Origin of the sequence: Streptomyces sp. NPDC006339 (genome assembly GCF_040612775.1) — a bacterium.
Classification (GTDB): Bacteria; Actinomycetota; Actinomycetes; order Streptomycetales; family Streptomycetaceae; genus Streptomyces.
Genome location: NZ_JBEXQW010000009.1, coordinates 128,928 through 154,289 on the forward strand (window position 1 = coordinate 128,928; position 25,362 = coordinate 154,289).

General features: G+C 74.8%; 16 protein-coding genes. 5 read left to right on the forward strand and 11 right to left on the reverse strand.

Features of this window, described 5'->3' with window-relative positions:
• A complete protein-coding gene (locus ABZ135_RS09940; protein WP_356693709.1) occupies positions 1-162 on the forward strand; it encodes a hypothetical protein in 162 nt (53 codons plus the stop codon).
• Between the two features lie 24 nt (positions 163-186).
• Positions 187-1,596, forward strand: a complete 1,410-nt coding sequence (locus ABZ135_RS09945; protein ID WP_356693711.1) for a lipase maturation factor family protein — start codon at positions 187-189, stop codon at positions 1,594-1,596.
• Between the two features lie 84 nt (positions 1,597-1,680).
• Here ABZ135_RS09945 and ABZ135_RS09950 read toward each other — a convergent pair whose 3' ends face one another.
• The 3 genes from ABZ135_RS09950 to ABZ135_RS09960 all read right to left on the reverse strand — a co-directional run bounded on the left by ABZ135_RS09950 (position 1,681) and on the right by ABZ135_RS09960 (position 4,418).
• Positions 1,681-1,851 (reverse strand): hypothetical protein, encoded by a 171-nt coding sequence (locus tag ABZ135_RS09950; RefSeq protein ID WP_356693713.1) that lies wholly within the window; start codon positions 1,849-1,851, stop codon positions 1,681-1,683.
• 288 nt (positions 1,852-2,139) lie between these two features.
• Positions 2,140-3,624: an SDR family NAD(P)-dependent oxidoreductase gene (locus tag ABZ135_RS09955; protein WP_356693715.1), complete on the reverse strand. Its 1,485-nt coding sequence runs from the start codon at positions 3,622-3,624 to the stop codon at positions 2,140-2,142.
• Positions 3,625-3,686: 62 nt separating this feature from the next.
• On the reverse strand, positions 3,687-4,418 hold the full coding sequence (locus tag ABZ135_RS09960) for an IucA/IucC family C-terminal-domain containing protein (RefSeq protein ID WP_356693717.1): 732 nt from the start codon (positions 4,416-4,418) through the stop codon (positions 3,687-3,689).
• Positions 4,419-4,659: 241 nt separating this feature from the next.
• Here ABZ135_RS09960 and ABZ135_RS09965 point away from each other — a divergent pair, with 241 nt between their 5' ends.
• Together ABZ135_RS09965 and ABZ135_RS09970 are read left to right on the forward strand one after the other, a co-directional pair.
• Complete coding sequence (locus ABZ135_RS09965) at positions 4,660-5,367, forward strand: carbonic anhydrase (RefSeq protein ID WP_356693719.1); 708 nt, start codon at positions 4,660-4,662, stop codon at positions 5,365-5,367.
• Positions 5,368-5,530: 163 nt separating this feature from the next.
• Entirely contained in the window at positions 5,531-6,619 is a 1,089-nt protein-coding gene (locus tag ABZ135_RS09970) for a DMT family transporter (RefSeq protein WP_356693721.1), read from the forward strand.
• On the opposite strand, the gene ABZ135_RS09975 is transcribed toward ABZ135_RS09970, so the two are convergent.
• From ABZ135_RS09975 to ABZ135_RS10005, 7 genes are all read right to left on the reverse strand, one after another.
• Entirely contained in the window at positions 6,500-7,915 is a 1,416-nt protein-coding gene (locus tag ABZ135_RS09975; protein WP_356693723.1) for a peptidoglycan DD-metalloendopeptidase family protein, read from the reverse strand. The two genes, ABZ135_RS09970 and ABZ135_RS09975, sit on opposite strands and share 120 nt — an antisense overlap.
• Positions 7,916-8,068: 153 nt before the next feature.
• Positions 8,069-8,218, reverse strand: a complete 150-nt coding sequence (locus ABZ135_RS09980) for a hypothetical protein (RefSeq protein WP_356693725.1) — start codon at positions 8,216-8,218, stop codon at positions 8,069-8,071.
• Between the two features lie 146 nt (positions 8,219-8,364).
• Positions 8,365-8,790 (reverse strand): aspartate 1-decarboxylase, encoded by a 426-nt coding sequence (gene panD / locus ABZ135_RS09985; RefSeq protein ID WP_356693727.1) that lies wholly within the window; start codon positions 8,788-8,790, stop codon positions 8,365-8,367.
• 167 nt (positions 8,791-8,957) lie between these two features.
• Positions 8,958-9,200, reverse strand: a complete 243-nt coding sequence (locus ABZ135_RS09990) for a DUF5302 domain-containing protein (RefSeq protein ID WP_356693729.1) — start codon at positions 9,198-9,200, stop codon at positions 8,958-8,960.
• 101 nt (positions 9,201-9,301) lie between these two features.
• Entirely contained in the window at positions 9,302-10,669 is a 1,368-nt protein-coding gene (locus ABZ135_RS09995) for a DEAD/DEAH box helicase (protein WP_356693731.1), read from the reverse strand.
• 171 nt (positions 10,670-10,840) lie between these two features.
• Positions 10,841-12,391, reverse strand: coding sequence for a long-chain fatty acid--CoA ligase (locus tag ABZ135_RS10000; protein ID WP_356693733.1), 1,551 nt, complete (start codon positions 12,389-12,391; stop codon positions 10,841-10,843).
• A 107-nt stretch (positions 12,392-12,498) separates the two neighbouring features.
• Positions 12,499-13,290 carry a phosphodiesterase gene (locus ABZ135_RS10005; RefSeq protein WP_356693735.1) on the reverse strand — a complete coding sequence of 264 codons (792 nt, stop codon included), beginning with the start codon at positions 13,288-13,290 and terminating at the stop codon, positions 12,499-12,501.
• Positions 13,291-13,431: 141 nt separating this feature from the next.
• On the opposite strand from ABZ135_RS10005, the gene ABZ135_RS10010 reads away from it, so the two are divergent.
• The gene (locus ABZ135_RS10010; RefSeq protein ID WP_356693737.1) at positions 13,432-13,881 is read left to right on the forward strand and encodes a DUF6098 family protein; all 450 of its coding nucleotides are present in this window, start codon (positions 13,432-13,434) and stop codon (positions 13,879-13,881) included.
• A 125-nt stretch (positions 13,882-14,006) separates the two neighbouring features.
• Here ABZ135_RS10010 and ABZ135_RS10015 read toward each other — a convergent pair whose 3' ends face one another.
• Entirely contained in the window at positions 14,007-25,340 is an 11,334-nt protein-coding gene (locus tag ABZ135_RS10015; RefSeq protein WP_356693739.1) for an amino acid adenylation domain-containing protein, read from the reverse strand.
• Positions 25,341-25,362: the final 22 nt, after the last annotated feature.

A 25,362-nucleotide genomic window follows, 5' to 3' on the forward strand; every position in this document is an offset into this window, starting at 1 on the left:
ATGAGCCAGTACGACGAGTACACCAGCCCCTCGCAGGCCGAGGGAGAGCGCCTCGACGAGGACATGGACGCGCAGCAGAAGGCGCACCTGCATCCGATGGTGACCCGCACGACCCCGTCCCAGGCGGAGGGTGAGCGCACGGCGGACGACGAGAAGCGCTGACGCCCCGCGCCGCACGCGGACGTCATGGAGTGGTTCACCGCCCCCGACTACTGGCTGAGCCGGATCGTCTTCCAGCGCGGGCTCGCCAGTCTGTACCTGGTCGCGTTCGTCTCGGCCGGCCTCCAGTTCCGGGCCCTGATCGGCGAGCGCGGCATGCTGCCGGTGCCGGACTTCGTGCGCGCCGTCCCGGCCCGGCGCGCGCCCAGCCTGTTCCAGTGGCGCTATTCCGACCGGCTCTTCGCCACGGTCGCGTGGAGCGGGGCCGCCCTCGCCCTGGCGCTGATGGCGGGGGCGGGCGACGCGGTGCCGCTGCCCGTGTCGATGCTGCTGTGGCTGCTGATCTGGGCGATGTACCTGTCGATCGTGAACGTGGGGCAGACCTGGTACTCCTTCGGCTGGGAGTCGCTGCTCCTGGAGACCGGTTTCCTCGCCGTCCTGCTCGGCAACGACGACACGGGCCCGCCCGTGCTCGTGCTGTTCCTGCTGCGCTGGCTGCTGTTCCGGGTGGAGTTCGGCGCCGGGCTCATCAAGATCCGCGGCGACCGCTGCTGGCGCGACCTGACCTGCCTCCACCACCATCACGAGACCCAGCCGATGCCCGGCCCGCTGAGCTGGTTCTTCCACCACCTGCCCGGACCGCTGCACAAGGTCGAGTGCGCCGCCAACCACGTGGTGCAGCTCGGCGTGCCCGTCCTGCTCTTCGCCCCGCAGCCGGTGGCGACGGCCGCGGCGGGACTGATGGTGGTGACCCAGCTCTGGCTGGTCCTCTCCGGCAACTTCGCCTGGCTGAACTGGCTCACCATCGTGCTCGCCCTCTCGGTCGTCGACGGCTCGCTCCTCGTCGGCGACCACCCCCAGCCCGAGGCGCCGCTCTGGTACGTGGTCGTCGTCTGCGCCGCCACCGCCCTGATCCTCTTCCGCAGCTACCGGCCGGCCCGCAACCTGCTCTCCCGGCGGCAGGCGATGAACCGCTCCTACGACCCGCTGCACCTGGTCAACACCTACGGCGCCTTCGGCACGGTCGGCCGGGTGCGCGACGAGATCGTGATCGAGGGCACGGACGACCCGGATCCGCGCCCGGGCACCGAGTGGAGGGAGTACGGCTTCAAGGGCAAGCCGGGCGATCCCCGCCGGCTGCCCCGCCAGTTCGCGCCGTACCACCTGCGACTCGACTGGCTGATGTGGTTCGCGGCGCTCTCCCCCGCCTACGCCCGCGACTGGTTCGGCCCGTTCGTCGAGCGGCTCCTCGCCGGCGACCGCGCCACCCTGCGACTGCTCGGCCACAACCCGTTCCCGGACGCCCCGCCGACCCACATCCGGGCGCGGCTCTACCGCTACCGCTTCACCACCTGGCGCGAACTGCGGTCGACCGGGGCCTGGTGGCACCGCACGCTGCTGCGGGAGTACATGCCGCCGGTCCGGCTGCGGGACTGACCGACGGCCCCGCCGGACCCTCGACACACCCGTGCCCCCGGCCGAGGGATCGGCCGGGGGCACGGGAAGCGCGGCAGTCGCGGCTCAGTCGATGCCGGGCAGGATGTGGGGCTCGGCGAGGTCGTCCTCGTAGCCGGCGAGCCGGATGGGGGCCGAGCGGGCCCACACTTCGAGGCTGCCGAGCTCTCCGGACCGGCGTGGACGCTCGGTCGGTTCGGCCGGAGGCTGCTCCTGCTTGGTCAGTTCTGGTGTCACCGCGCACTCCTTTGTGTCGCGTACCAATGGGGGACGAGAGGCCGTTCGGTCGCGGTGGCGCCGTTCTGCGGGCGGGACCGCGGCCTTGGTCGGAAGGCCAGTCCCCTGGCCGGCCGTGAGGGTTCGGTGAAACCCCGGTGGCCGACCGTGGACCTCAGACTAACCAGATGAGCGCGTCAGCGCTCTATGGGGCACAAAAGTGTGACGCGATCGGGTGACGTTGGCCCGTTTGCCGAGCTCAGACGCCCGATCATCGATCATTTCCGGGCCCGTCCCGGGCCCGCGGGGTCACCAGTTCGCGGGGGCGTAGTCCTTCAGGAAGACGCCGTACAGGTCCTCGCCCTGCTCGCCGCGCACGATCGGGTCGTAGACCCGCGCCGCGCCGTCGACCAGGTCGAGCGGGGCGTGGAAGCCCTCCTCGGCGAGGCGGAGCTTGTCGAAGTGCGGGCGCTCGTCCGTGATCCAGCCGGTGTCGACGGAGGTCATCAGGATGCCGTCGGTCTCGAACATCTCCTGGGCGCTGGTCCGCGTCACCATGTTGATCGCGGCCTTGGCGGCGTTGGTGTTCGGGTGGCCCGCGCCCTTGTAGCCGCGGCTGAAGACGCCCTCCATCGCGGAGACGTTGACGACGTACGCGCGGCGGCTGGCCGCCTTCGCCGCGGCGTCGGCCATCGCCGGGCGCAGCTTGCTGATGAGGATGAACGGGGCCGTGTAGTTGCACAACTGCGTCTCGAGCAGCTCCACCGGGGAGATCTGTTCGATGGTCTGCACCCAGGTGTTGGTCTCGACGACGTCCGGCACCAGGCCGCCCGCGTCGATGGCGGTGCCGTCGAGGTGCCGGGCGACGCTGGCGTTGCCGGCGACCAGGGCGAGGTCGGCGACCTCCTGCGCGTCGAGGCCGCTGACGCCGGCCGGCAGTCCGGCCGGTCCGACGAGCTCGCCGACGGCGCCGGAGTTGAAGGCGCCGATGACGTGGTGGGCGGGCAGCTCGCCGGCGGGCAGCGGGGCGTTCTCGCCCTCGACCAGGGCGGCGTACGCGGTGGGCAGCCGGCGCACGGTCTGGGTCGCGTTGTTCACGAGGATGTCGAGCGGCCCGGCCTCTGCGACCTGGTCGGCGAGGGCCACGGCCTGCGCGGGGTCGCGCAGGTCGATGCCGACGACCTCCAGGCGGTGCATCCAGTCCGCGGAGTCCTCCATCGCCTTGAAGCGGCGGATGGCGTCCTTGGGGAAGCGGGTGGTGATGGTGGTGTGCGCGCCGTCCCGGAGCAGCCGCAGGGCGATGTACATGCCGATCTTGGCCCGGCCGCCGGTGAGCAGGGCCCGCTTGCCGCTGAGGTCGGCACGGGCCTCGCGCCGGGTGCGGTTCTCGGCGGCGCACCTCTGGCAGAGCTGGTGGTAGAAGTAGTCGACCTCGACGTACCGCGTCTTGCAGACGTAGCAGGAGCGGGGGCGCTGGAGTATGCCGGCGATCCGGCCCTCCTCGGTGACGGAGGAGGGCAGCAGTCCCTCGGTCTCGTCGTCGATGCGCTGCGCGGAGCCGGTCGCGGTGGCCTCGGTGACCGCCTTGTCGTGGGCGGTCTTCGCGGCCCGGCGCTCCTGACGGCGGCGCTGCTTCACCGTCCGGTAGATGCCGGCGGTGGCGCGGCGGACGGCGATCGCGTCCGGGTGGTCGACCTCCAGCTTGTCGAGCTCGTCGAGCACGCTCAGGCAGACGGCCAGGCGCTCGGGGTCGATGCCCGGCCCGTACTCCTGGGTCTCTTCAGTCACCGTCATGGCCTTCGTCGTTCCTCGATCGCTCGCGCCTGCATTACGTCGGTACTCCCGAATCCGCAACTTTACGGAGCGGGAGGCCGCCGCTCCAAACCCGTTCGGGGCGGGTGGTCGAACACACAGTCGCCGCACAGTCCTCCGGTGGGGCAGCGGTAGTAGAGACAGCAGCTCGTACGGCGCAGCGCGGGGCCCCGGACGGTGCGGGCCAGGTCGGGATGGTCGAAGAGCCCGTGGACGAGCGCGGCGGCCCGTTCGGCGGCCTCGGGGCGGTCGTGGGCCCGGGCCCAGCGGACGAGTTCGCGCAGCGCCCCGGCGAGCGCGGAGCCGGCGTTGCCCCAGAGGAGGCGGGGGGAGATCCGGCCGTCGCGGGCGAAGGCCGCGTGCAGGGGCACGAGGTGGGCCTCGTGGACGGCGGCGCGCAGCTCGGCGACGGTGGCGGGGCGGGTCCCGGTGCCGGACCACCACAGGTCGTCGGGCGAGGTCAGGGCGCCGTCCCAGTGGAGGGTGGCGGGCGTCAGGTCGGGGAAGCGGCCGTGCAGGGCGGCGGGGCCGAGGGCGGTGGACCACAGCCGGGCGGCCAGGCCGAGATGGGCGACGGAGGCGCCGACCCGCCGCTCGGGGGCGCCGAGCCGGGCGGCGACCCGGTCGACGCGCGCGGTCAGCGGGGCGTCGTCGGCACCCGCGTAGAGGCGGGCGAGGGGCTGATGGGCGCCGCCGCCGTCGGGGGCCGTGGTGCGCAGGGCGAAGAAGCCGCCGATCGCCGTGCTGTCGTCGGGATCCACCCCGGCGAGATCCATCCCCGCGCCCCCCTTCGCTCCGGTCGCCGCCACGGCGTCCGTACGTGCCCTCGTGGCCGGTGACGGGTCCCGGCCGACGTCCGTGGCCGACGGGTCCCGGCCGGCCTTCCCGGCCGGCGGCCGGGGCGTCCCGGCGCGCTCGTATGCCGCATCCCATGGACACGGACACTTCCGGTCAGGAACCGGTCATGACTCGACCAAACCTACCGCCGGGCGGGCACCGCCCGACCACGCTCGGGCCATGAACGCCATGACATCTCCGTCCGCCCCCGGCCGCCGCGGTCTGCTCGCGCTCGGCCTCGCCGCGCTGACCACCGCCGCCGCCCCGGCCGCTGCGGCCGCCCACGCCGTCCCCGCCCCGCGCCGGCCCGCCGGGCCCCTCGGCCCGGCCGCCGCGCTCGCCGAGCTGCGGGCGGGCAACGCCCGCTACACCGCGCTCCGGCAGCGGCACCCGCACGAGGACGCGGCGTGGCGGGCGTCCGTCGCCGTGGCCCAGCACCCCTTCGCCATCGTGCTCGGCTGCATAGACTCGCGCGTCCCGCCCGAGCTCGTCTTCGACCAGGGCCTCGGCGACCTGCTGACCGTGCGGTCCGCGGGCCAGGCCCTGGACGAGGCGGTGCTCGGCTCCCTCCAGTTCGGCGTGGACGAGCTGGGGGTCCGGCTGATCGTGGTGCTCGGCCACGAGCGCTGCGGGGCCGCGGCGGCGGCCGTGGAGCACGTACGGACCGGGGAGCCCGTTGCGGGGCATCTGGCGCGGGTGGTCGAGGAGCTGACCCCCGCCGCGCGGGCGACCCGCGGACTGCCGGGCGACTGGGTGGAGAACACGGTCCGGGCCCAGGTGGACCGGGTGCGGCGCCGGCTCGCCCGGGACCGGGTGTTCTCCCGGGCTTCCGTCGTCGGTGCCCGCTTCGACCTGGACAGCGGAAAGGTCGCGTTCCACCCGTCCTGACCGTGCCGGGGTCCCGGCCTGCGGGGGTCGGGCTTGTGGGGGCCCGGCCCGTGAGCCCGTACACCGCTGGGCGTACGGGCCGGCCGCGTACTCCCTCCGCGGTACGCGTGCCCGCGTTCCCGGGTACGACGACGGGGACGCCCGGAAGAGAGATCGTGGAGGTATGAGCCCCCTCCTGCTGTCCGTCCTGCTCTCGCTGGTCTCCGCGGTCGCCTACGCGGCCGCGGCGATCGTGCAGGAACGGGTCGCGGCCTCGGCCACCGGTCTCCAGTACGCCCCGCTGCGCCGTCCGGCGTGGTGGGGCGCCGTGCTGCTGAACGGGCTCGGCGCGGCCCTGCACGTCGCGGCGCTCGCGTACGGGCCGCTCAGCCTGGTGCAGCCGCTGGGCGCCCTCACGATCGTGTTCGCGCTGCCGATGGCGGCGCTGCTCGTGGGCCGCCGGACCGGCCGCACGGCCTGGCGGGGGGCGGTCATGGCGACCGTCGGTCTGGCCGGGCTGCTGAGCCTGACGGCCGGCGACGCGCCGCGGGCGCTGTCCGACGACGCGGGGCACGTGCTGGCGGCCGCCACCTTCGGCGCGGTCGCGCTGCTGTTCGTGCTCGCGCATGTGGTGCGGCGTGCGGTGCTGCGCAGCATGGCCCTCGCCGCCGCGGCCGGAGTGTCCTTCGGCATGGCCTCGGTCTTCACGAAGACGGTGGCGGAGGAGTGGACGGCGGACGCCCCGCTGGCGGAGTCGACCGGTGTGCTGGTCCTCTCCGCGTTCGCGGTCGCCGGGCTGCTGCTCTCGCAGGCCGCGTACCGCGACGCGGGGCTGGCCGCGCCGCTGGCCACCGTCACGGTGGTGAACCCGGTGATCGCGGCGGTGGTCGGCCTGACCCTGTTCGGCGAGTCCTTCCGCTACGGGGCGGCCGGCGCCGTGGCCGCGCTGATCTGCGGCGCGGTGGCGGCGGGCGGCCTGGTGCGGCTCACCGTCGACCGGCTGGCGGCCGGCCGTCCGGCGGGCGACGGACCGGCAGGCGATCGGCGGGCAGGCGCCGAGTCGGCCCGCAACCGGCCGGCGCACGAGGGACCGGTTCGCGAAGGGCCGGCGCGGCCCCGGGGGGACGCACCGTCGGGTGATGCCCCCTCCGGGTCAGATCGACACGCCACGGGCCCGGAGGTAGGCGATCGGGTCGATGTCGGAGCCGTACCCGGGACCCGTGCGCACCTCGAAGTGGAGGTGCGGTCCCGAACTGTTGCCGGTCGACCCTGACCGGCCGATCCGCTGACCGGTGTCGACCCGCTGTCCCTCGCGGACGGTGAGGGCGGAGAGGTGGGCGTACTGGCTGTAGCGCCCGTCCTGGTGACGGATGACGACCTGGTAGCCGTAGGCCCCGCCCCATCCGGCGGAGACGACCCTTCCGGTGGCCACGGCCCGGACGGAGGTGCCGGTGGGGACCGGGAAGTCGACGCCCGTGTGGTATCCGCTGGACCAGGAGGAGCCCTGGACGCGGTAGCGGGTGCCGACGTCGGAGTCGGCGACGGGCGAGGTGAAGCGGGCCTTGGCGGGCTTCGGCGCGGGCCTGGGGGCGGGCTTGGTGACGGGCTTCGGGGCGGGGCGCGCCGCGGGCCTGGCCGGGGGCTTCGCGGAAGGCTTGGCGGACGGCTTGGCGGACGGCTTGGTGGAGGGGGTGACCGGCCTCGGCGTCGGGCGGCCGACCGGCTGCGCGGCGGGGCGGGTGGGCGCCGGCCTGGCCGTCGGGGGCTTCGGGGTCGCCGTGGCGGGCGGCTTCGCCGGCGTCTGCGGCTTGGCCGTCTGCTTCGGCTGGGTCTTCGGCTTCTGCTGGGACTGCGGCTTCTGCTGCGGCCCCGCCTGCGACGGCGGCTTGGTGGGCGTCGCGGCGGGCGCGGCCATGCGGAGGGTGAGGCGCTGGCCGGGGTGGATCAGGTCGGGGTCGGCGCCGACCACCTTGCGGTTCGCCTCGTACAAGCGGGGCCAGCCGCCCAGTACCCGCTGCTCCCGGGCGATCTTCGAGAGGGAGTCGCCGGGGGTGACCGTGTACATCTCGCGGACGGTCGGCACGGTCGTGGGGCTCGCGGACGCGGTCCGCTGGGTGGGTAACGCGACGTTCGTCAGGGGGCGGACGCCCTCCGTCTGCGGGGCGATCCCGGCGGGTTCCCCGCCCCGTTCGAGTCCGGCGCGCGGGGCGCAGCCCGGCCAGGCGCCGGGCCCTTGGCCCTTGAGCACGCGCTCGGCGACGGCGATCTGCTGGTCCTTGGAGGCGAGGTCGGCGCGCGGCGCGAAGTGCGTGCCGCCGTACCGCTCCCAGGTGGCCTGGCTGAACTGCAGACCGCCGAAGTAGCCGTTGCCGGTGTTGATCTGCCAGTTGGACGAGGACTCGCAGGCCGCGAGCTTCTCCCAGACGTCCAGGGAGGCCGCCTGCGCCGTGCCCGCGCCGATCAGCGGCAGGGCCATGCCGGCGCCGCCGGCGGTGACGGTGAGCGAAGCACGGTTGATCCGGCTCGGCTGATACCTGCGGTGCTTCCCGCGTGTCCCTCGTACGGCCATGGGCCGGCCCCCCTCGAACGCATCGGCAGTCGCCCACGGTAAGGGCGGGCCACCGTGCGTGACAAGGGTTTCGGACCGATCCCCCGCCCCGTCCGTCACGTCGCCCCCGCCCCGCTGCCGTCGGCGCCGGACCGCCGGCGCCGGGGCGGCGCCTCACAGTCCGGCGGGACCCGGCTGCGGCTGGGGTTCCGGCTCGGGTACGGGCGCCGGGTTCGGCGGCGGTACGGGGCTGGGCGGCGGTACGGGCGGGGGCACCGGCGGGGTGGGCGGCGGCAGCGGGTCGGGGACGGGCGGCTGGGTCATGGCGTGCTCCAGCGGTCGGGAACGATTCGGCACCAGCTTCACCCGGTCCGTGTGCCCCCGCGCGCAGGGCCCACGCATTCGGGTGGCGCCGGACGCCGAGCCGGCCGGAGCGCCCCTGTCGGCCCCGTCGGACCGGCCCCGCCCCGTCAGGTCTGTGCGGGGACCGCGTGCGGCGGGCGGACGGTGTCGCTGCCCGGCACGGGGGCGGAGGTGTCGCCGCCGAGCTCCACGATGCGGTTGTCGGCGTCGACGTGGACCACGCGCGGCACGAGGCCGCGCGCCTCCGCGTCGGTCACCTGCGCGTAGCTGATGAGGATCACCAGGTCGCCGGGGTGCACCAGATGGGCCGCCGCCCCGTTGATCCCGATGACGCCGGAGCCGCGCTCGCCCTCGATGACGTACGTCTCCAGGCGGGCCCCGTTGTCGATGTCGACGATGTGGACCAGCTCGCCGGGCAACAGGTCGGCGGCCTCCATCAGTTCGGCGTCGATCGTGACGGACCCGACGTAGTGGAGGTCGGCCTGGGTCACGGTGGCCCGATGGATCTTGGACTTGAACATGGTGCGAAGCACGGAGGGACTCCCAAGATGTGTCTGCTCCCTGCCCGCGTTGTGCGGGTCAAGGGCGTGTCAGGAGCCTACAACCGTTCGTATGCCCGGGTCAGGGGGCACCCGGTGTGCCGGGACTCACACCGGCCCGGTCCCCGGCCCGGTCAGCGGGGCCGGTCGCCGGGACCGGCTCAGCCGCCGCTCTTGCGCCGGAAGGAGCGCTGGCTCGAGGCCGGTCCGTGGGCCGCGCGCACCTTCGGCGCGTTCGGGTTGGCGGCGCCGTCGGCCGCGTCCGTCTGCGCGCCCTGCTTGCGGGCCAGGGCTTCGCGGAACTTGCGCTTGAGGTCGTAGTTGCCGTCGGCGTCCGGCGCCACGGCGGACGTCTCGGGGTCGGCCGGCTCCGAACCTTCCGTCGTTACGGGCTCTGCGGTCATGGTGACCTCCTGGGTTCGGGTGTGGGCGGGCAGGCACAGCTTGTCATGCTTTCACGCCGGCCGGGCCGGGCCGGGCCGGCGCCGCAACGGCCCCGCGGATCTCAGCCGTTGCGGCGCACGAGGGCGGCCTTGCGGGCCTCGGCCAGCTTGCGGGCCTCTCCGGCCTTACGGGATCTGCCGCCGGCGCCGCGGGAGGGGTCCTTGCTGGTGCCCAGGCCGCGGAAGGGAGCGTTGGCGTTCTTGGGGCGGGGGACGGCGGGCCCGCCGTCGAGCGGGGTGCCGGAGGGCGACTTGGCGCCGGTGATCCGGCTCAGCTCCGCCTCGCCCGAGCGCACCTTGGTGACGGTCGGCTCGATGCCGGCCTCGGCCATGACGCGGCTCGTCTCGCGGCGCTGGCCCGACAGCACGAGCGTGACCACGCGGCCCGAGGCACCCGCGCGGGCGGTGCGGCCGGCCCGGTGCACATAGTCCTTGGGGTCGGTGGGCGGGTCGACGTTGACCACGAGGTCGAGGTCGTCGATGTGCAGGCCGCGGGCCGCTACGTTGGTCGCCACCAGGACGGTGATCTGGCCGTTCTTGAACTGCGCCAGGGTCCGGGTGCGCTGGGGCTGGGACTTGCCGCTGTGCAGGGCCGCGGCGTGCACCCCGCTCGCCCGCAGATGGCGGGTGAGCTGGTCGACGCCGTGCTTGGTGTCCAGGAAGAGCAGGACGCGGCCGTCGCGGGCGGCGATCTCCGTGGTGACGGCGTAGCGGTCGGGGCCGTGGACGACCAGGACGTGGTGCTCCATCGTCGTGACGGCGCCCGCGGACGGGTCGACCGAGTGGACGACGGGGTCGTGGAGGTAGCGGTGGACCAACTTATCGACGTCCCCGTCCAGCGTGGCCGAGAACAGCATCCGCTGGCCGTCGGGGTGCACCTGGTCGAGCGCGTCGACGACCTGCGGCAGGAATCCCAGGTCGCACATCTGGTCGGCCTCGTCGAGGACGGTGATCCCGACCCGTCCCAGGCGGCATGCCTTGCGCTCGATCAGGTCGTGCAGGCGGCCGGGGGTGGCGACGACCACCTCGGCGCCCTCGCGCAGGGCGGCGACCTGGCGGCCGATCGACATGCCGCCGACGACCGCGGCCATCCGCAGCCGCAGTGCCTCGGCGTACGGCGCCAGCGCTTCGGTGACCTGCTGGGCCAGCTCCCGGGTGGGCACCAGGATCAGGGCGAGGGGCTGCTTCGGTTCGGCGCGCCGTCCGGCCGTACGCGTCAGCAGCGGCAGGCCGAAGGCGAGGGTCTTGCCGGATCCGGTGCGCCCGCAGCCGAGGACGTCCCGGCCCTCCAGGGCATCGGGCAGCGTGGCGGCCTGGATCGGAAAGGGTTCGCGCACCCCGCGTTCGCCCAGCGTCCGCAGCACCTCCGCCGGCAGGCCGGCGAAGGTGCCGGCGGTGGCGCCGGTGGTGGAGTCATCGGGGTGCTTCATGAAGAGCCTTCCGCAGGGGAACGTACCGAGGAAGGCCCGGCGGGCTTCGAACGGCCCGCACACCGGCGGAAACCGTACGGGCGGAATCGCCCACCGCGACGACCACGCAAACGCGTGACACTACCACACAGGGGTGCGGGGAGGTCTCGCGGCGGGCGGGCGGACGGCGGGTCAGCGGCCGAGTTCGCGCTTGAGGATCTTGCCGGTGGCGGTCATGGGCAGGGTGTCGACGATCTCCACGAGGCGCGGGTACTTGTGGCCGGCCATCTGCTCCCGGCCCCAGGCGACCAGCTCGTCGGGCGTGATCTCGGCGCCGGCGTTCAGGATGACGAACGCCTTGACCTCCTCGCCGTGGCTCGGGTGCGGCACGCCCACGACGGCGGCCAGGCTGACCGCGGGGTGCGTCATCAGCACGTCCTCGATCTCGCGCGGGTACACGTTGAAACCGCCCCGGATGATCATGTCCTTGGAGCGGTCGACGATGTAGTAGAAGCCGTCCTCGTCCCGGCGGGCCAGGTCGCCGGTGCGGAACCAGCCGTCCCGCATGACCTCGGCGGTGGCCTCGGGACGCCCGTAGTAGCCCTTCATGACGTTGTGGCCCTTGACGGCGATCTCGCCGATCTCGCCGGTCCCCTTCACCTCGGACCAGTCGTCGTGGACCAGCTTCACCCGCACGCCCCACAGCGGTACGCCGATGGATCCGGGCCGGGGCTCGCGGTCCGGGTCGCTGAAGGTCACCACCGGACTGGTCTCGGAGAGTCCGTAGCCCTCCAGGATCTGGACGTGCAGCCGCTCCCGGACCTGGCTGATGATCTCGACGGGGAGGCTGGCGCCGCCCGACACGCCGATGCGCAGGTTCCCGGCGATCCGGTCGACGTCGATGTCCTCGGTGAGCGCCGACAACAGGCCCCACCACATCGTGGGGACACCGGCGAAGAAGGTGATGGTCTCGGTGTTCATCAGCCGCACGACCTGCTCGGCGTCGAAGCGCGGCACGAGGTGGAGGGTGGCGGCCATCGAGAATCCCGCGTGCATCTGCACGGTCGCGCCGAAGGTGTGGAACAGCGGCAGGCAGAGCACGTGGCTGTCAGTCGCGGGCGCGCTCCCGAAGACCCGGTTGCAGGCCATCACGTTCATCATCGTGTTCGCGTGGGACAGTTCGGCGCCCTTGGCCCGGCCGGTGGTGCCCGAGGTGTAGAGGATGATCGCGGTGTCGGTGGCCTCGGTGACGACGGGGTCGAAGTCGGGGCTGCGGCCGGCGAGCGCGGCGCCCAGGGTCTCGGCGCCCTCGATCGGGCTCGGCGCGGCCGGGTCGGCGGTGATCAGGAAGAAGTGCCGGGCCGCCGCGACCTCGTTGAACGCGGCGAAGCCCTGGGCGCCCATCGGCAGCTCCGGGGTGCCCTCGAAGCAGAAGTACGCCGTCACGTCGGCGTCTTCGAGGTGGTAGGCGATCTCGCGGCTCTTCAGCAGCACGTTGAGCGGCACGACGACCGCGCCGGCCTTGAGGATGCCGTAGTAGACGATCGGGAAGTACGGCAGGTTCGGACAGCTCAGGGCCACCTTGTCGCCGGGGGCGACACCGCGCTCGACGAGCAGGTTGGCGACCTGGTTGGCGGCGGCGTCGACCTGGGCGTACGTCAGCCGGGTCGGGCCGAGGACCAGGGCGTCGCGGTCCGGGTAGGTACGGGCGGAGTCCTCGAGCAGGACCGACAGGTTCAGCATGATCTTCCTGACGTGTGGTGTCCGGGCCGGCCGGACCGCGGCCGTCGGTCTCGACGCCGTCGAACGGAGCCTCGATATCGGGAAGATAGCGGCTGGCGCCGGGCGGGTCAGTCTTCCCCCGGGACGGACGCCCCTCGTCCGGCCCGGGAGGCCGCGTAGGCGACCTCGCGCAGGCGGCTCAGGCGAGCGGTGGGGCGCAGATCCGGCAGAGGGTGGAGATACGGGTCGTACGCGTCGTAGTCCGGGTCCTCCGGTTCCTCCGGCGTGCCGGTGGTGAGCGTGCCGAGCGCCCGCCAGGGCTGTCCGGGCTCGGCCGCGCCGAGCGTGAAGGCGAGCGGGCCCGCCGTGAGGGCCCGGCGCAGGCTCGCGAGATCACCGGGCAGGGCCGGGCGCCCGGAGTCCGTCCTCTCGGGCCAGAGGGCCGGCAGGGCCGTCCGGTCACCGACGCGGTAGGACACGAGGGCGGAGTACGGCCCGGCGAGCGCGTCGAGGCGCGGCAGGGGTACGTGCCGGGTGAGGGACCCGCCCCCGCTGCTGGTGAACAGCAGGTCGAGCGGACGGCCCGAACCGTCGGCGTCCTGGACGCGCAGGGCGATGCCCAGCCCGTCGGGCAGTCTCCCGGGGAGCCCCAGGGCGCGCGACCACCGCATCCGGACCTCGTACTCCGCGTGCCGGTCCAGCCACGGGACGCCCCACGGGCGCCCCGCGGGACGGATCCGCAGCGTGGCGGCGCAGCCGACTCCGTGGGGGTGCAGGGCCGGGGCCGAGCGGCGCGCCGCGACCCGTTCCACCAGACGGCCCACGGTGGGGAGCAGGGCGCGCGGCCCTCGGCCGTACACCGGTGTGGTCGGCGAGGTCGGTGAAGTCGGTGAGGTCGGTGAGGTCGGTGTGGTCACCATGGCGACTCCTCGCGTCTCCGGGGAGGTGTCCGCCTCCGCCGCTACCCCGCGCGCCGTTCTCACTAACGCCCCCCGGGGCGACCCACCGCGTCCGTACCCCGGCATGGGATAGCGGCCGGGTGACGGGGGTAGCCGCCGTGCATGCATCAGCACGACCGCGCCTCGATGGCGACCATCGCATCCTTGGACGAACTCACCCGGCTGATGGCCGCACGGCGCGGCCTGTACGTCCGGTGGTCGCTGGGACCGCAGGTGGACCTCACGGGCACCCGGAGCCGCGACGCGCTGACCGGAGTGGAGCTCCCGGGTCTGTCCGCGAATCCCCTGGACGTCGAGGACTGGTGGGGCGACCGGTCGCTGCGCACCTGGGCGGCCCGCCGCCTCTACGACTACTCGCACCTCCCCCGCATCAGGGACGGTCGGGTGCGGCCCTGGTTGCTCCACGGGCGGGAGGCCGCCCGCGGCCCGGACAACGAGCCCCTCGTGCGGGACGTCCAGCCTCTGGGCTGGGTCGCCGAGGAGGTCATCACCCAGGCGGAAGAGGAGATCGCACGCCAGACGGGTGCGTGGGGCCCCCTCGACCGCCGCTGACCGCCCGAGGCGTCTGGGACGGCTGGGGCGGCCGGGGACTGGAGGATGTCGCCTCCGTCAGGGCGCGGGTGTATTCGAGGTCGTGGTGTGCGCCCGGGTCGGCCGGCCGCGTGCCGGTCAGCGGCTCATGTCGGCCGGCCGGGGCGCGGGGGCCTTTCCGAGAGCGGGGGCCGTCCGGTCAGCACCGACAGCGGTGTGTCCGGGTCGGCGGTGGCGGTCGCGAGGAGCCGGACGAACTCCTCCGTCCAGCGGCTGATCGTGGCGGCGTCGAAGAGGTCGGTGGAGTACTCGAAGGTGACCGCGAGGGATCCCGGGCGGGGTACGAGGACGACATAGAGCTCGTTGCGGGCGGCGCCCCCGACCGGGAGGGAGGTGACGGTGGCGCAGACCCGGCCCAGGCGCAGGGCCGGCGCCGGGGTGGTGACGACGGTGAACAGCACCCTCGGGAAGAGTCCGTCCGCCGCCTCGGGCGCGACGAGACGCACGACCTCGTCCAGCGGCAGGGCCTGGTGGTCGAGTGCGTCGAAGAGCCGGCCGCCGAGGTCGGTGACGAGGTCCGCGAAGGTCTCGGCCGAGGAGAGGCGGGCCCGCAGGAGGACGGCGTCCCCCAGAAGGCCGACGATCTCCTCGTGCGCGCGCCGCCCGGCCCGGTTGGCGCTGGAGGCCGCGAGGACCACGTCGGCGGCGGAGTCGCCGTGCCGGGCGGCCCAGGTGGCGAAGGCCGCGGCGAGCACCGTGTAGGGCGTGGTGCCGAGTCGGGCGGCGACCTCGGCGACCCGGTCCGGTACAGGTCCTTCGACGACGTGCCGGTGCAGGGCTCCCCGCCCGGAGAGCGTCGCGGGCCGGGGCCGGTCGTACGGCAACCGCGGATGCAGGGGTACGTCGGCGAGTTCGGCGCGCCAGAAGTCCTCCAGGCGGGCCCGGCGCGGTCCGCCGAGTTGTTCCGCCTCCCAGCGGGCGAAGTCGGTGAACTGGGCGGCGGGCGGGGTGAGCGCGGCGGACTCGCCGGGCGGGGTGAGCACTCCGGGCGCGGGGCGCGGGGTGAGCGCTCCGGGCGCGGGGCGCAGGCCGGGTACGGCGGGGCTTGTGCCGCCCGGCTCGGCGGCGGGACTTGCCCCGCCGTCCTCGTACAGGCGCCCGAGGTCGTTCCACAGGAGGCCCATCGACCAGCCGTCGCAGACGGCGTGGTGCAGGACGACCATCAGCACCCACCGGTCCTCGGCCGTCCTGCCGAGGCGGAAGCGGAAGAGCGGCGCCCGGTCCATCCGGAAGGGCCGCTCCGCCTCGTCCCGGCACCACCGCTCGACGGCCGCCGGGCCGAGCGACCTCAGGTCGTCGAGGGGCACGTCGACGGGCAGCTCGGCCAGGGTCTCGACGAAGAGCTCGCCGTCCCGTGCCACGCCCCGGCCGCGCAGGGCGTCGTGGCGGCGTACGAGGGCGTCGAGCGCCCGGGTGAGCGCCTCCGGGTCCAGCGCGCCGTCGAGGTCGACGCGGTGGACGACGTTGTAGACGGCGGGGTCGGTGCGCTCGTGGTGGCGGCGCCAGAGCCGGCGCAGGGTGGCCGGCATGGGGACGAGCCCGGCCGGCCGGGCGGGGACGGGGGCGGTGAGCGGGGCAGGAGCCCTGAGCTCCTCGGCGTCCTCGGCCTCCTCGGGGTCGATGAGGCGGGCGACGGCCCGGAGGGTGGGGGCGCGGAAGAAGTCCGCCATGGACAGGGCGACGCCATGTTCGGCGGTCATCCGGTTGACGAGCCGTACGGCGCTGAGCGAGTGGCCGCCGAGCGCGAAGAACGAGCGCGTCACCGGGACGGTGCGCAGCCCCAGTTCGTCGCACCACAGCTCGTGCAGGGCCTTCTCGGTGCCGGTGGCCGGCTCGTCGTCCCCGGCGGCCGCCGGGGAGGCGGCGAGGGCGGCGGCGGGGGTCTCCTCGGGCGCGGGGAGCCGGCCGCGGTCCAGCTTCCCGGACGTGCCGACCGGGAGCCGGTCGAGCCACACCCACTGCCGGGGCACGAGGTGGTCGGGCAGTTCGGCGGCCAGGTCGGCCCGGAGCGCTTCGGTGCCGTCGCCGTGCGCCCCGGCCGGGAGCCCCGGTGCGGTGGGCGTCAGGTAGGCGACGAGTTCCGTGTCGCCGTGCCGGTTGCGGCGCGGCACCACCACGGCGTCGCGGACGCCGGGCCGTCGCCGCAACGCCTCCCGCACCTCGGCCGGTTCGACCCGGTACCCGCGGATCTTGACCTGGTCGTCGACGCGGCCGAGGAACTCGAGGGTTCCGTCGTTCCGCCAGCGGGCCAGATCGCCCGTGCGGTAGACCGTCTCGCCGGTCGGGGTGGTCAGGAAGGCCGCGGCCGTCTCCTCGGGCCGCCGGTGATACCCGTACGACACGGCCACCCCGCCCACGTGGATCTCGCCGGTCGCGCCCCTCGGCACCTCGGCGCCGCTCGCGTCGCGCAGGGTGATGCGTACGCCGGGCAGCGGCGCGCCGATGGGCGGCCGGGTGCCCCGGGCGGGGTCCACCCGGTGGGAGGTGACGATCACGGAGGTCTCGGTCGGCCCGTACTGGTTGTGCAGGACGCAGTCCGGGTGACGTGCGAGGAAGTCGAGGAACGCGGGGGTCAGACGGAGGGCCTCCCCCGCCGAGAACAGCTCGCGCAGGGCGGGCAGTCGCGGCCCGGTCTCCATGAGGTACGTGAGCGGGGTGCAGGGCAGGAACATCCGCTGCACGCCGTGGCGCCGGGCGGCACCCACCAGGGCGGCGGGGTCCTGTCGCAGTTCGTCGTCGACGAGCACGAGGGCCGCGCCGGCGGCGAGGGTGGTGAAGATCTCCTGGACGCTGACGTCGAAGGAGGGCGAGGTCCACTGCAGGGTCCGGAGCGGCGCCGGATGCTCCTCCAGGTGCCGCAGCACCATGTTGACGGGCCCCCGGTGGGGTACGACGACGCCCTTGGGCCGGCCGGTGGAGCCGGAGGTGTAGATGCAGTACGCCGGGTCGTCGGCGTGGACGGAGGCGGGAGCGGGGTCGGGAGAGGCGGCCGGGAGGCCGGGGTCCTCCTCCGTGGCGGTCTCCTCGGTGGTCTCCTCGGCGGTCCGGCCGAGGGTGAGGACCTGCCACCCTGCCCCTTCTCGGGCCAGCGCGGGGTGGCGGGCCGTGGTGGCCTCGTCGGTCAGGACCAGCACGGGGCGGCCGTCGGTGAGGAGCCCTTCGACTCGCGGACCGGGCAGGGACACGTCGACCGGGAGGTAGGCCGCCCCGCTCTTCAGGACCGCGAGCAGCGCCGTGATCAGCTCGGGCCCGCGCGGGAGCACCACCGCGACGCGTGCGCCGCGCCCCGCGCCCCGCGCGCGGAGCCGACCGGCGAGGCGGTCGGCGGCGCGGGCGAGCTCCGCGTAGGTGGTCTGCCGGCCGTCGGCGTCGGACACCAGCGCGACGGCGTCCGGTGACCGCCGCGCCTGGGCCTCGAACAGTCCGTGGAGGGTCTCGGTGACGACCGGCAGGGGCTCGTCCGTCCGCCCCAGGCGTGCCAGCTCCGCCCGGTCGGTGTCGGTGAGCGCGGTCAGCGCGGAGAGCGGCGCGCCGGGGTCGGCGAGGATCCGCCGCAGCAGCCGCTCCACGTAGTCCACGAAGCGGCGCACGTCGGCCTCGGCGAACAGGTCGGTGTCGTACTCGGTCATGAACCGGAGGCCGTCGCTGTGGTGGGTCAGATAGACGCCGAGGTCGAAGGGCGCGCGCGCGGACGGCACGTCGACGAGCGTCGCGGTGAGGCCGGGCGGGTCGAAGTCCACCCGGCCCTCGTTCTCGTACTCCACCATCACCTGGAACAGCGGGTTGCGGCTCGGGTCGCGCCGCGGGTTGAGCGCGGAGACGAGCTCGTCGAAGGGCACGTCCCGGTGTTCGTACGCGGCGGTGCTGCGCTCCTTGACCCGGCGCAGCAGCTCCGTGAAGTCCGGGTCGCCGGACAGCTCCACCCGGAGCGCCACCGTGTCGAGGAACAGCCCGATCTCGTCCTCGGCGCCCTCCGGCCGGGCCGCCACGGCCGTGCCGAGGACGATGTCGTCGTGCCCGCCGAACCGGCCGAGGACGGCGCCGATGGCGGCGGTCAGCACCATGAACAGCGTGGAGCGCCGGCCGGCCGCGAACTCCTTCAGGGCGGAGGTGAGCCGCGCGTCGAGGGCATGGGTGAGGCTCGCGCCCCGTCCGGACCGCACGGCCGGGCGCTCCCGGTCCGAGGGCAGGGTCACGTCCCGCGCGCCGGCGAGCTCGCGCCGCCAGAAGTCGAGGACTTCCGCCCGGCGTTCGGGGGTGACGGCGGTGCCGGCGGCGCCGTTCCGGGCGGCCGGCCAAGCCGCCGGCGGGCGGAGCGCCGGAGCGCCGTGCGGCCCGGCGCGGTAGTGGGCGGCGAGCTCGCGCGTGAAGACCACGGTGGACGAGGAGTCGAAGACGATGTGATGGGCGAGGAGGAAGAGGATGTGCCGGTCGTCCGCGAGACGCAGCAGCCGGCACGAGAACAGCGGCCCCGCCGCCAGATCGAAGACCGTCCCCGCCGCCCCCGCGAGGGCGGCGGCCAGCGCCTCCGCCTCGGTCGAGCCGGTGTGGTCCTCCACCGGACAGTCCGCCTCGACGCTGTCGTGGATCCGCCGCACCGGGTCGCCGTCGACGGTGGCGAAGACCGTGCGCAGGGCGGGCTGGCCGGCCACCGTGCACCGCAGCGCCCACCGCAGCCGCTCGACGTCCAGCGGGCCGTCCAGCCGGATCGCCTTCGGCTCGTGGTACATGCCGGTGCCGGGGTACATCTGCTCCACGAGCCAGATCCGCCGTTCAGGGGGCGCCAGTTCGCCTCCGCCGGCGGCGGGCAGGGCGGGTGTCGGTGCCGGTTGCGGTGCCGGGGCCGATGCCGGTGTCGGTGCCTCGGAGACGGTACGGGGCGGGTGCGGCGCACGGCCGGTGACGGCCGGGGTGCCGGCACCGGCACCGGCACCGGCACCGGCGGCCGTGTGCGCGCGGAGGGCGTCGATGGCGGGCAGTCCGGCGAGGACCTTGTCCGCGGGGACGCCGAAGTCCACGAAGCAGGCGATCTCGTCCACGCCGGCCTCGGTCAGCCGTCGTACGGTCCCGGCGACGGACTCGGTGTCGCCGATGAGCGCACGCGAGGCGCAGTAGCTCTCATAGGCGCGACCGAGCAGGAACTCCACGTCCTCCTCGGGGGTGTTGGCCAGGTCGACCTCGAAGCCGAGGCTGTTGGTGACCTGGTCGAAGAGGGCGAGCGAGGAGCGGAGGTACGAGACGAAGGGCCGGTACGCCTCCGTCCGCGCCGTCTCGGCGTCCTCGGCGAGGTAGGTGTGGACGAGGACCACGACCCGGCCGGTGGCGGGGTCATGGCCGTGCTCGGCCCGGGCGCGTCGGTAGAGCGCGATGTTCTCGGCCAGTTGCTCGACCGACTGCGCCATGAGGTTGGTGACGACGCCGAGTCCCTCGGCGCCGGCCCGGCGGTAGCTGTCGGGGTTGCCCACGACGGCGACGTAGAGCGGCGGCCGTTCCTGGACCGGCTGGGGCTGGAGCCTGATCTCGACGGGGTCACCGTCTCCGCCCGTCAGGGTGACCGGCCGCCCGGACCAGAGCGTACGGACGGCCTCCAGACGCTCGTACATCACCTCGCGGTGGGAGCCGAAGTTCTCCGGGGCGAGCGCGAAGTCCCTGGCGTGCCAGCCGCTCGCGAAGCAGAGCCCCACCCGGCCGCCCGAGAGGTTGTCCACGACGGACCACTCCTCGGCGACCCGGACCGGGTGGTGGAGCGGAAGGACGACGGAGCCCGCGTGGAGCCGGATGCGGCGGGTGCGAGTCGCGAGGGCGGCGGCGAGGACGGAGGGATTGGGGAAGGGCGCGCCGAACGAGTCGAAGTGCCGCTCCGGGAACCACACGGCGTGGAAACCGTGCCGGTCGGCGTACTCCGTGGCCTCCAGGATCAGACCGTAGGTGTCGGCGGTGCCGGTGTCGGGATAGTCGCCGAAGAAGTAGAGGCTGAAGTCGCAGGCGACCGAGGGCGGTTGGGAGGGCGTGACCGGTCGCGGGGACGACTGCGGGCTCGGGGCCGGGACCGGCACCGCCGGGACCCGCGCCGGGGCCGGAGCCGGCGCCGGGACCGGGACCCGCGCCGGGGCCGGGACCCGCGCCGGGGCCGGAGCCGAGGGCGTGGCTGCGGGCGCGGCTGCGGGCGGCGTCCCGGTCAGCAGGTCCAGTTGACGGTGCATCAGGCTGGTCATCCGGTCGACGAGCCGCTCGGTGACCCGGAGCTGCTGCGCCACCACCTCCCGCAGGTCGCCCTCGCCCGTCTCCGCCAGAGGCGTCGGCACCGTTGTGAGCTCGATCTCGGGCTCGACCCCGGACCCGGCCCCGGTCTCCGCCCCGGGCCGGCGCTCGGGATCCGTGGGCGCGTCGCCCCGGAGCCGTACGACGAGGTCGGCGAGGGCGCGCGGGGTGTCGGCGTCGGAGAACAGCTCCCGGACGGGCACCCGTACCCCGTGGCGGCGCTCCAGCTCGGCGGTCAGGCCCATCAGAGCCAGGGAGTCGGCCCCGAGGGCGAAGAACGAGTGGTCGGGGGCCACGTCCGCCGGGTCGACGCCCAGCTTGTCCGCGGCCAACTCCCGTATGGAGTCCGTTATTTCGTCGCGTGAGGTACGCACCGTCCGCGCCACCAGCTCAGGTGCCGCAGTCGGGACCGAGGCGCGGGCGGCCGGGGCCGGGGCCGGTGCGGCGGCCGGTGCGGGCGGTGTCGTCGTCGGCAGCGGGAAGCGGCGACGGCGCAGGGGGTGCCCGGGCAGCGGGACGCGTCCTCCCCCACCGGTCACCTGGGACCAGTCGATCTCCGCGCCGCGCCGGTACCGCTCGCCGAGCGAGTCGAGGAAGCCCCGCCACTGCTCGCCGGCGGCGGCGCCCTGGCCGGGCAGCCAGCGGCTGTCCGGCAGGCAGTGCCGCCCGATGCGGGTCAGCACCTCGCCCGTGCCCATCTCCAGGAAGTCCGCGCAGCCCTCGGCCGCGGCCGTGGCGACGGCCAGGTCGAAGCGGACGGGCTCGCGCGCCTGCCGGACCAGGTGGTCGGCGTCGGCCGTCCAGCCGGCCGGGCGGACGGCGCCGTCCAGCGTGCTGACCAGCGGAAGGTTCAGCGGGCGGAGCTCCAGCTCCTCGACCCGTGCCCTCAGTTCGGGGAGCACGGCGTCGAGGTGACGCGAGTGGAAGGCCCGGTCGACCGCCGTCTCCCGCCAGGGCACGCCCTCGGCGTCCAGGAGGCGGCCGGCTTCCGCCAGTGCGTCCGGCGCGCCCGACAGGACGTGGGAGCGGGGCCCGTTGACCGCGGCCAGTTCGGTTCCGGACGCCTCGGCGACGCGCCGCGCGGTCGCCAGGTCGGCGCGGAGCGTCAGCATGCCGCCCGGCAGGCAGTGCCGTTCCATGAGCCGGCCGCGCCAGGCGGTGATCCTGAGCCCGTCCTCGACGGACAGGGCACCGGCCGCGCACAGCGCGGCGTACCCGCCGACGCTGTGACCGAGGACGAGGGCGGGCCGGACGCCGACCGCCCGCCACAGGCCGGTGAGTGCCATCTGGTGGGCGAACAGGGCGGGTTGGGCCACCGAGGTCGGCCAGACCGTACGGCCCGGGGCGCGGTCCGCGCCCTCGTCGAGCAGCAGCGGCAGCAGGCTGCCGCCGAACTCCTCGGCGTAGACCTGCTCGCACGCCTCCAGGATGCGGCGCGCCTCGGGGTGGGCGGCGTGGATCTCGCGCGCCATGCCCGCGCGGGCGCTGCCCTGGCCGGGGTAGGCGAAGCCCTGTCGCCCCAGCGGGGGGCCGTCGGGGGCGGCCCGTTCCAGGGCCGCGGCGAGCTCCGCCGCCGTGCGTCCCACGACGGCGGTGCGGTGCGGGCGGTGGGGCCGGCCGAGCGCGAGGGTGGCGGCCACGTCGGCGGCGGCCGTGTCGGGGTGGTCGAGGAGATGGCGGCGCAGCGCGCCGGTGAGGGCGGTGAGGGCCTCGGGGTCCCGGGCGGAGACGGGCACGAGCACCGGGTGCGGGGAGGCGGCGGGGGTCCGGCGGGGCGGCGCTTCCTCCAGGATGACATGGGCGTTGGTCCCGCCGACTCCGAGGGCGCTGACGCCGGCCCTCAGCGGTGTCCCGGGCGGTGCGGTCCACGGCCGCAGCCGGGTGCCGAGCACGAAGGGGCTGCCGTCGAGCGCGAGCGCGGGGTTGGGGCGGTTCAGGTGGAGCGTCGGGACGAGGGTGCGGTGCCGGAGCATCAGCACCGTCTTGATCAGTCCCGCCATGCCGGCGCCGCTGTCCAGGTGGCCGATGGCGGGCTTCACCGAGCCCAGGGTGCAGAAGCCGGTGTGCCCGGTGTCCGCCCCGTACGCCCGGGACAGCGCCTCGAACTCCACCGGGTCGCCGAGCTGGGTGCCGGTGCCGTGCGCCTCCACGTAGGTGACGGTGTGCGGCGGGACCGCCGCCCTGCGCAGGGCCTGCCGTACGACGTCGACCTGGCCGGCGAGCCCCGGCGCGCTGAACCCGGCCTTGCCCGCCCCGTCGTTGTTGACCGCCGACCCCAGGATGACGGCGTGCACGGTGTCGCCGTCGGCGAGGGCCCGGTCGAGCCGCTTGAGGACGACGGCGGCGACGCCGTTGCCGCCGACGGTGCCGTCGGCGTCCGCGTCGAAGGCCCGGCAGCGGCCCGTCGGGGACAGGATGGAGCCGGGGTGGCTGTGGTAGCCGGAGTCCTGGGGCGTGTGGACGGCCGCGGCGCCGGCCACGGCCAGGTCGCAGTCGCCGCTGAGCAGGGACTGTGCGGCGAGGTGGACGGCGACGAGGGAGGTCGAGCAAGCGGTCTGCACACCGATGGCCGGGCCGGTGAGGCCGAGTCGGTACGCGACGCGCGTGGCCAGGAAGTCGGGTTGCCGGCCTATGGCCGTCAGCAGACCGGTGGCCGGATCCGCGTACGGGCCCGCGGCCGGGTCCGGGACCGGGCCGGCCGTGTTCTGGTGGTCGTACAGGTTCATGCCGCTGCCGGCGAACACGCCGATGCGCGTGCCGGGCGCCGGGGCGGCGTGACCGGCCTGTTCCAGGGCCTCGTGGCAGCATTCGAGGAAGAGCCGGTGCGCGGGGTCGGTGAGTCCGGCCTCCTTCGGGTTCATGCCGAAGAACTCCGCGTCGAAGCCCTCGATGTCGTCGAGGACGCCTCCCACGGGCACGTGGGACGGCATGTCGTTGCGGCGCGGGAAGACGCTGACGGCGTCCCGTCCGAGGCGGAGGTTGTCCCAGAAGGCGTCGACGGAGGGCGCTCCCGGGAGACGGGCGGACAGCCCGATGATCGCGATGCGGTGGTCCGCGGCCGGCACGGGCACCTGCGCCGGGAGCGAGGACGGACGGGCGTCCGTGGCGGGCGGTGCGGTCGCCAGGTGGGCGGCGAGGGCGGCGATCGTCGGGTGTTCGAAGGGGGCGGTGACGGGAACGGCCCGGCCCAGGCGCTCCTCCAGACGGCCCCGCAGCCGGCCGAGGGCCAGCGAGGTCATGCCCAGCTCGTAGAACGGCGTGGTGGTGTCCACCGGCCGCCCCACCAGGGCGGCCACCGCCTCCCGTACCTCTTCCCGTACGGCGTCCGCGTCCGCTTCCGCATCCGGGGCGGGGACGGGGACAGAGGCGAGGCCGGGATCGAGGGCGGGGACGGGATCGGGGGCGGGGACGGGATCGGGGGCGGGCGCGGCGTCGAACGCGCCGGCGAGCAGGCGGTCGCGCAGCTCCGCGCGCCGGATCTTCCCCGCAGGTGTGCGCGGGAAGTCGGCCTCCGGGACGGGGACGGCTCGGGCGACGGTGAGCCGCAGGCCCGCGAAGACGGCCGTCTTGACGCCGGCGGCGATGTCCCGGTCGGTGTCCGGGCGGCCCGAGCCGACGAAGAACACGACGAGCCACTCGCTCCCGGAGTCCGGGTCCGGCACGCCGCAGGCGGCGACCGCGCCCGCGCGGGTGCCGGGGACGGTGGCCGCGATGTCCTCGACCTCGTGGCAGAGTACGTTGTGCCCGTTCACGATGATCAGGTCCTTGCTGCGGCCGGTGATCGTCACCTGGCCGTCCGCGAGGAAGGCCAGGTCGCCGGTGGCGAGCCAGTCCCGGCCGGCGGGGAACGCGGCGCGGTCGGCCTCGGGATCGCGCACGTACCCGGGCGTGATCCGAGCCGCGCACCGCACCTGGAGCGCGCCGACCCGCCGCTCCGGGAGCGGCTCGCCCCGCCCGTCGACGACGCGGACCTCCGTGCGGTGCGCGGGTGCCCCGACGGACACGAAGGTCAGCACGTCCCGCTCGGGCGTGCGCGCGTCGGCGGTGACGAGGGCGCCGCCGAGGCTGTCCTTGCGGACGCGGTGCACGGAGCCCGGGCGGTCGAGCCGCCCGTACGTGATGGCGGTGACCGTCTCCGCCATGCCCCAGGCGGGGACGATGTGTTCCTCGCGGACGCCGTACGGTGCCAGGGCGCCGAGGAACGCGCGCATCACCGGCAGGGGTATCTGCTCGCCGCCGCACAGCAGGGTCCGTATGCCGCGCAGGTCCCAGGTGCGGTCGGGGTTCTCCGCGACCGCCTCGGCGACCATCCGGTACGCGAAGGCGGGTGCCCAGCTATGGTTCGCCCGGTGCTCGTCGAGGAGGTCGAGCCACCGCAGCGGCGCGGCGAGGACGTCGTCGGTGCGGGCGTGCACATTGGTGCAGCCGGCGAACACCGCGAGGACATGGGAGAGCAGGAAGGCTCCGCTGTGGTCCAGCGGGAGCCAGTTCATGGTCGTGTCGCCCGGCCGTACGCCGAGGATCCGGCGCGTGCTGGCGGCGAACTCGGCGAGTCCGGCGTGGGTGAGCCGGGCCGCCTTGGGCGCGCCGGTGCTGCCGGAGGAGAGCATGAGCAGGGCGACGGCGGAGCCCTCGGGCTCCACGACACCGTCCTCGGGGTCGTCGCGGCCCTCGGGGTCCGCGTCGGCGGCCTCGGCGACCACGGTCCGCAGGTCGGGGGCGGTCGTGGCCAGCGACGCGGCGCCCGCCCGGTCGGTGAGGACGAGCGGACCGTCCAGCAACGCGCAGGTGTGGCGCAGGCGTTCGAGGGTGGGCGAACCGGGTGCGGCGCGTTCGGCGATGAGCGCGGGCCGGGCGCCGCCGAGCAGGCAGGCCCAGACGGCGGGGAAGAAGGTGGTCAGCGGCAGGCCGCAGAGGACGACGTCCGTGCCGGGGCGCAGGCCCTGTCGGCGCAGTCCGGTCAGCATGCGGCGGGCCTGGGACAGCAGTTCGGGATAGGGCAGGGTCCGGGTGCGGCCGTCGTCCTCGGCGATGACCACCCCGGCCTCGGGGTGGCGTTCCGCCGCGCGGAGGAGAGCGGCGACGGCGTGCGGTGCGTCGTCGTCGGTGAACTCCAGCTCCGGCCCTCGGTACAGGGCATGGCCGGGCGCTCGCTCCATGGGTCGGCTCTCCTCGTGCGTC

Excerpts from the sequence above, each read along its gene's own strand:
- ABZ135_RS09945 (WP_356693711.1), top strand. The coding sequence starts at position 187 with ATGGAGTGGTTCACCGCCCCCGACTACTGGCTGAGCCGGATCGTCTTC.
- ABZ135_RS09940 (WP_356693709.1), top strand. The coding sequence starts at position 1 with ATGAGCCAGTACGACGAGTACACCAGCCCCTCGCAGGCCGAGGGAGAG.
- ABZ135_RS09955 (WP_356693715.1), bottom strand. The coding sequence starts at position 3,624 with ATGACGGTGACTGAAGAGACCCAGGAGTACGGGCCGGGCATCGACCCC.
- ABZ135_RS09995 (WP_356693731.1), bottom strand. The coding sequence starts at position 10,669 with ATGAAGCACCCCGATGACTCCACCACCGGCGCCACCGCCGGCACCTTC.
- ABZ135_RS10010 (WP_356693737.1), top strand. The coding sequence starts at position 13,432 with ATGCATCAGCACGACCGCGCCTCGATGGCGACCATCGCATCCTTGGAC.
- ABZ135_RS09975 (WP_356693723.1), bottom strand. The coding sequence starts at position 7,915 with ATGGCCGTACGAGGGACACGCGGGAAGCACCGCAGGTATCAGCCGAGC.
- ABZ135_RS10005 (WP_356693735.1), bottom strand. The coding sequence starts at position 13,290 with ATGGTGACCACACCGACCTCACCGACCTCACCGACTTCACCGACCTCG.
- ABZ135_RS09990 (WP_356693729.1), bottom strand. The coding sequence starts at position 9,200 with ATGACCGCAGAGCCCGTAACGACGGAAGGTTCGGAGCCGGCCGACCCC.
- ABZ135_RS10015 (WP_356693739.1), bottom strand. The coding sequence starts at position 25,340 with ATGGAGCGAGCGCCCGGCCATGCCCTGTACCGAGGGCCGGAGCTGGAG.
- ABZ135_RS09965 (WP_356693719.1), top strand. The coding sequence starts at position 4,660 with ATGAACGCCATGACATCTCCGTCCGCCCCCGGCCGCCGCGGTCTGCTC.
- ABZ135_RS09980 (WP_356693725.1), bottom strand. The coding sequence starts at position 8,218 with ATGACCCAGCCGCCCGTCCCCGACCCGCTGCCGCCGCCCACCCCGCCG.
- ABZ135_RS09970 (WP_356693721.1), top strand. The coding sequence starts at position 5,531 with ATGAGCCCCCTCCTGCTGTCCGTCCTGCTCTCGCTGGTCTCCGCGGTC.
- ABZ135_RS10000 (WP_356693733.1), bottom strand. The coding sequence starts at position 12,391 with ATGCTGAACCTGTCGGTCCTGCTCGAGGACTCCGCCCGTACCTACCCG.
- ABZ135_RS09960 (WP_356693717.1), bottom strand. The coding sequence starts at position 4,418 with ATGGATCTCGCCGGGGTGGATCCCGACGACAGCACGGCGATCGGCGGC.